The sequence below is a fragment of the Nitrospira sp. BLG_2 genome, from assembly GCF_049222245.1.
In genome coordinates, this window is sequence record NZ_JBLYIG010000697.1 from 1 (window position 1) to 4,029 (window position 4,029).

Consider the following 4,029-nt stretch of genomic DNA (forward strand, 5'->3'; position numbering starts at 1 on the left):
AACAACATCGAGTTTGCCTCCCTGAAGACTATCGGCTGTTTCTGACCGAGGCCGGGAATGGTGGAGCCTTGGCCGTCATCGGCCATGAACGTTTCCGGAGTTCCATCGTGATCGAGATCATCTTCCAAAAGAGACTGCCAACGAACGGACCGCTTCGCTTCCAACCTTGCTTGAGCCAGCTCGATCGCTTTGCTGTTTAGGCCTCCCTGCTGTACGTGCCTGGAGGAAAGCTCTACCGCACCCAGAGCACCCATCAGTGCAATGCCTGAAATCACCATTGCCACCATCACCTCGATCAGACTGAAACCATCGGTCTTCATTATTCGCCTCATAGGAGCGACACCCGACCCGTGATGCTCACAGTGAGCTGCTGGGTCTGTCCTTCTAGGCTGTGAAGTTGAATTGTCGTTGGACTGGCAGACCGTCCGCTTGGATGGAAGAGGATCTCAGGCCCGCCGCTTGGCTCTTCGATAACAACCCCCTTTCCTCCATAGTGATACGCATGATGTGTGGTCGCCGCATTCACGAATTGAGTGGTAAGGGCCTGTTGTTCAAGGTCAACCACGATTCGAACACGATCCCGATAAGTCATCGCAAGCTGTCGTGCAAGGCGTAGTTCCGAAGCGATTTCCTCGATCGTACAACGGACCTGGGTGCGCGAGTTGAAGATCGAGTAGTTAGGAACGGCCATCGTGGCGACCAACCCTATGATCGCGACCACCACCATGAGTTCCGTCAATGTCTTACCTTCTTGCTTCATGTCTTCCTCACTGTCTCTGCAACTGGTCAGGTAGCCCATCGCTATGTCAAGACTCGTGCCACTCATAGTTTGAGTCTTCATCGATTATGCGCTTTCCGAACAATATCCTATGGGAAACCCCTAAGCCATTGAATCGGCGGGACCAGAATTAAATGAGTTCGGTATGGTCTGAAGGTGTAGCTCCTACAAGGGAAGAAAAGACGGTGGAGAGTAGTAGTACCTCCAGAGATACAGTTCTTTACAGAAGAGATACAGTAAGAAATGGTGAGGATTAGGCAGGAGAGCCGTTATCCGGCCAATAGCCCTTGATACCAATCAAGAATGGATTCGCCGAAAAATAATGTCACTAGAGCACCGCAAACCAGAAACGGCCCGAAGGGAATGTAATCCTCTCGCTTGATGAGCTGTCCGGCAATAAGAGTAACCCCTACGAGTGATCCAAGGAACGACCCTATCATGATCGTCATCAAGGCAGGCTTCCATCCCAGAAATGCCCCTATCATCGCCAGAAGCTTGATGTCTCCTCCGCCCATCCCTTCTTTCCCGAAAAGATAGGGGCTGGCCCAAGCCAGAAGCCACAGAATTCCTCCGCCCACAAGAATGCCCAGCAAACTATCCAGGAATCCGAGGGGCAAGACGGTGGCGGCACAGATGAGGCCTACGGCGATACCGGGAAACGTCACGGCATTGGGAATGATCTTGTGAGAAAGATCCGTCCCGGCTACCACGAGGAGGGCTGAATAGAGCACGCAGTACGCCACAGTAACCCAACTGGGGCCGAAGACCCAGAGGAGCGCTACATAGCCCGAGGCATTCAGAATCTCGATCAAGGGATAACCGAAAGGAATGCGCACGGTACATTGCCTGCATCGTCCAACCAATATGAGGTAACTTAGAATGGGGATGTTATCGTACCAGGCAATGGGCTGTGCGCATCTCGGACAGTGAGAGCCAGGCCACACGATCGATTCATGCCGCGGCAAGCGATAGATACAGACATTGAGGAAACTACCGATAAGTGCACCAAAACTACCGGCAATCAGTAGAGGTAACAGTGCCTCTTCGTGCATAATTGCTCAGAGTCCTTTCCCTACCTGGTAACCCTACTAGGGCCGAAGTGCCTTTCTTTACATTCTTGAACGGCCATACCATAATCACTGCCTATAGGCATGATTACCCATTGAGTATACCTGATGTACAAACCTACTAATATGGAGAACTAACTACCATGGCGAAGACAGCTGCAAAAACACGGACTCGAAAATCTCTCGCTGATCTTGAACCGCCGCCGCGCACAAAACGGCCGGAGTCGCTCACGTCACGGGAGCAGGAAATTTTGGAATTGATCTGGGCGGGGTTCAAGAATAAAGAAATCGGTCAGCGGTTGAAGATCAGCGTCAAAACCGTCGAAGCCCACCGCGCGAATATGACAAAAAAAATGCGGGTGTCGAATACGGCTCAATTGCTGAAGACCGCCATCCAGGGCGGCGCGCTCAGGATTCGGTAGAGTCAGGCCCGGTCGGATGTCGCTGACGAACCGCCTCAAACAAAACTATGGCTGCCGCAGCGGATACATTCAGCGATTGGATCCGACCTCTAAGAGGAATGCGGACACAGTCATCGCAATGTTGCAACACGCTCGGTCTGATTCCCGTTCCTTCGCCTCCCAGAACCAGGCCAACCGGTTCCCGTAGGTCGATGTCCGTAAAGACTGTATTCGCCGACGGCGTCACCCCATAGATCCAAACCCCGGCCGATTTCAACGATTCTATCGATCTGCTGATGTTTGTCACGCGCGCCACGGGAATGTGATCGATCGCTCCGGCCGAAGCTTTGGCCACGACTGACGTAAGCCCGGCGGCTCGTCGTTCTGGGATCAATACTCCGTGGGCGCCCGCCCCTTCCGCCGTCCGAAGCACCGCGCCGAGGTTGTGTGGATCTTCGACTCCGTCCAAGACCACCAAGAGTGGCGCCTCATGCCGCTGGGCAGCTCGAGCGAGGATGGATTCCTCCGACTGATAGGCCTTTGCCGACGTAAAGGCCGCAACGCCTTGGTGCTTGCCCGTGGGGACCAGACGGTCGAAGAAGGTCAGAGGCTGAACATGAATCGGAACACGGCGTGATCGGGCCAGCTGCACCAAATCGGTGAACTGTTTGTCGGTCCGAATAACGAGCACGCGTTGCAACGGTCGGTTTCCGGCTTTCAGCGCTTCGCGTACGGCATGGAGACCGTAGAGAATCTCCGGCGCCTCAGCGCTTCCAGCGGGCCGTGCCATCGGGTTTGTCCTCGATGATGATTCCCTGCGATTTTAGCTCATCGCGTATCCGATCTGCTTTATGGAAGTCTTTCCGGGAGCGCGCATCAACTCGCGCTTTTAACAGTTCCTTTATTTCATCATCCGTCAGAGCTTTCTTCACTGTTATAGGGAGACACTCATCGGTTTCTGTGACCAGGCCTACAGCCTTACTCTTGCTAGGCATAATCGGTTGCGCGTTATGTTCTTTGACTGCCTGGCCGATTACTCCGATGTATGGCCCCAACTGCCACTTGTTGAGCTGAAATAGTCCCAAGATACTGCCCAGCAATCGGAATTCCTCTCTGGCTTCTTTGCGTGCAGCCGAAGTTAGACCGTTGATTAACAGCTTGTTGACATCTCCTTTTAATCCCTGGAGTGCTGCGATAGCAGCTGGCGTATTCAAATCATCAGCCATGGCGGTTTTAAAAGTCAGCCTACATTTCTCAACCATGGCCCTCAGTTCTTTGTCAGCCGTTGAGCTATCTTCCGGTTCATCCAATCGTTGGAAGAGATCGTAGAAACCGTTCAACGCGCTTTTTGCCTCTCTCAAACCCTGATCTGAGAAATCAAGCGGACTATGGTAATGCGTCGAAAGGAGAAAGTATCTGAGGATTTCTCCCGTGATCGCTTCTGACCATTCCGATTTGTCAAAGACCTCCCGGATCGTGAAAAAATTGTCGAGCGACTTCGACATCTTCTCTTTGTTGATCTGCACAAACCCATTGTGGACCCAATAGCGTGCGAATTCTTTTCCCGTCGCTCCGCAGGACTGCGCGATCTCGTTCTCATGATGCGGGAAAATCAAATCCATTCCGCCGCCATGGATGTCGAACGTGTCACCGAGATAGCGGATCGACATGGCGGAACACTCGATATGCCAGCCCGGTCGTCCTCGTCCCCAGGGGCTTTCCCATGCCGGCTCGCCCGGCTTACTGTTCTTCCAGAGGGCAAAATCCATTGGGTGACGTTTGC

Annotated in this window: 6 protein-coding genes; 1 reads left to right on the forward strand and 5 read right to left on the reverse strand. The window is 53.1% G+C overall.

The genetic code is table 11. The features are described from left to right. From ACOSYY_RS18370 to ACOSYY_RS18380, 3 genes are all read right to left on the reverse strand, one after another. The coding region (locus tag ACOSYY_RS18370; protein ID WP_421664299.1) for a type IV pilus modification PilV family protein at positions 1 to 320 on the reverse strand (320 nt) is incomplete at its 3' end. Between the two features lie 8 nt (positions 321 to 328). Then, the gene (locus ACOSYY_RS18375) at positions 329 to 760 is read right to left on the reverse strand and encodes a GspH/FimT family pseudopilin (RefSeq protein ID WP_421664300.1); all 432 of its coding nucleotides are present in this window, start codon (positions 758 to 760) and stop codon (positions 329 to 331) included. 287 nt (positions 761 to 1,047) lie between these two features. Beyond that, positions 1,048 to 1,830: a prepilin peptidase gene (locus tag ACOSYY_RS18380; RefSeq protein ID WP_421664302.1), complete on the reverse strand. Its 783-nt coding sequence runs from the start codon at positions 1,828 to 1,830 to the stop codon at positions 1,048 to 1,050. A gap of 158 nt (positions 1,831 to 1,988) precedes the next feature. On the opposite strand from ACOSYY_RS18380, the gene ACOSYY_RS18385 reads away from it, so the two are divergent. Beyond that, positions 1,989 to 2,267: a LuxR C-terminal-related transcriptional regulator gene (locus ACOSYY_RS18385; protein ID WP_421664304.1), complete on the forward strand. Its 279-nt coding sequence runs from the start codon at positions 1,989 to 1,991 to the stop codon at positions 2,265 to 2,267. Here the strand turns inward: ACOSYY_RS18385 and rlmB are convergent. Together rlmB and ACOSYY_RS18395 are read right to left on the reverse strand one after the other, a co-directional pair. After that, a complete protein-coding gene (gene rlmB, locus ACOSYY_RS18390; RefSeq protein ID WP_421664305.1) occupies positions 2,254 to 3,036 on the reverse strand; it encodes a 23S rRNA (guanosine(2251)-2'-O)-methyltransferase RlmB in 783 nt (260 codons plus the stop codon). The two genes, ACOSYY_RS18385 and rlmB, sit on opposite strands and share 14 nt — an antisense overlap. Further along, positions 3,011 to 4,029: cysteine--tRNA ligase (locus ACOSYY_RS18395; RefSeq protein WP_421664306.1), on the reverse strand; the 1,019-nt coding region annotated here is incomplete at its 5' end. The genes rlmB and ACOSYY_RS18395, both read right to left, overlap by 26 nt.

Coding starts and splice junctions, on each gene's coding strand:
- ACOSYY_RS18375 (WP_421664300.1), bottom strand. CDS start 760: ATGAAGCAAGAAGGTAAGACATTGACGGAACTCATGGTGGTGGTCGCG.
- ACOSYY_RS18380 (WP_421664302.1), bottom strand. CDS start 1,830: ATGCACGAAGAGGCACTGTTACCTCTACTGATTGCCGGTAGTTTTGGT.
- ACOSYY_RS18385 (WP_421664304.1), top strand. CDS start 1,989: ATGGCGAAGACAGCTGCAAAAACACGGACTCGAAAATCTCTCGCTGAT.
- rlmB (WP_421664305.1), bottom strand. CDS start 3,036: ATGGCACGGCCCGCTGGAAGCGCTGAGGCGCCGGAGATTCTCTACGGT.